General features: G+C 70.1%; 1 protein-coding gene. It reads left to right on the top strand.

The window, feature by feature from the left end:
• Window positions 1-1151 (top strand): beta-ketoacyl reductase (locus tag HCK04_RS40280; protein WP_185949120.1); only part of this gene is annotated, 1151 nt, incomplete at both ends.

Here is a 1151-nt window from a genome sequence, read left to right as displayed (position 1 = left end):
ACCGTCACCGCCTCCTTCTACGAAGACCTGACCACCCTCACCGACGCCATCACCGCCCCCGACAACGCCCCCGACAACGCCCCCGGCAACGCCGCCGATCCAGTCCCCGACCTCATCGTCCTGCCGATCCCCACCCACAGCCCCAACACACACAACACCAGCCCCACCAGCGTGGAAGAAGGCGCGACCACGCACGACAGCCCGGTGGAGACAGCGCACGCGGTGCTCGAACACACCCTGCACACCCTGCAGACCTACCTGACCGACGACCGCCTCGCCGACACCCGCCTGCTCCTGCTCACCCACCAGGCCGTCGCCGTCAACAACAACGACCCCATCGACCTGACCACCGCCCCCCTCTGGGGCCTCATCCGCACCGCACAAACCGAACACCCCGGCCGCATCCACCTCATCGACCACGACACCCACCCCAACTCCCTCACCACCCTCCCCCAAGCCACCGCCACCGCCCACCACCACAACGAACCCCACACCGCACTCCGCACCGGAACCCACCTCACCCCACGCCTCACCCCCCACACCCCCCAACCCACCGAACCCGCCCAACCCCACACCTGGGACCCCAACGGCACCGTCCTGATCACCGGCGGCCTAACCGGCATCGGCGCCCTCCTCGCCCACCACCTCGCCACCCACCACCACATCCGCCACCTCCACCTCGCCGGACGACGCGGCCACAACACCCCCGGCGCCGACCAACTCCTCACCGACCTCACCACCGCCGGCGCCCACGTCACCATCACCGCCACCGACATCACCGACCCCCACGCCGTCCACACCCTCATCAACTCCATCCCCCACGACCACCCCCTCACCGCCGTCATCCACGCCGCCGGCATCACCCACGACACCCCCCTGGCCACCCTCACCCCCCACCACCTCCACCCCGTCCTCGCCCCCAAAATCGACGGCGCCTACCACCTCCACCACCACACCCGCCACCACAACCTCGCCGCCTTCATCCTCTTCTCCTCCATCAGCGGCCTCCTCGGCGGCGCCGCCCAAGCCAACTACGCCGCCGCCAACACCTTCCACGACGCCCTCGCCCACCACCGCCACACCACCGGCCTCCCCGCCACCAGCCTCGCCTGGGGACTATGGGCCCACACCAGCACCCTCACCACCAACCT

Origin of the sequence: Microbispora sp. CL1-1, from assembly GCF_012034195.1 — a bacterium.
In the GTDB taxonomy this organism is placed as follows: domain Bacteria; phylum Actinomycetota; class Actinomycetes; order Streptosporangiales; family Streptosporangiaceae; genus Microbispora.
The sequence above is the reverse complement of the archived record's forward strand: the minus strand, read 5'-3'. Positions and strand labels throughout refer to the sequence as shown.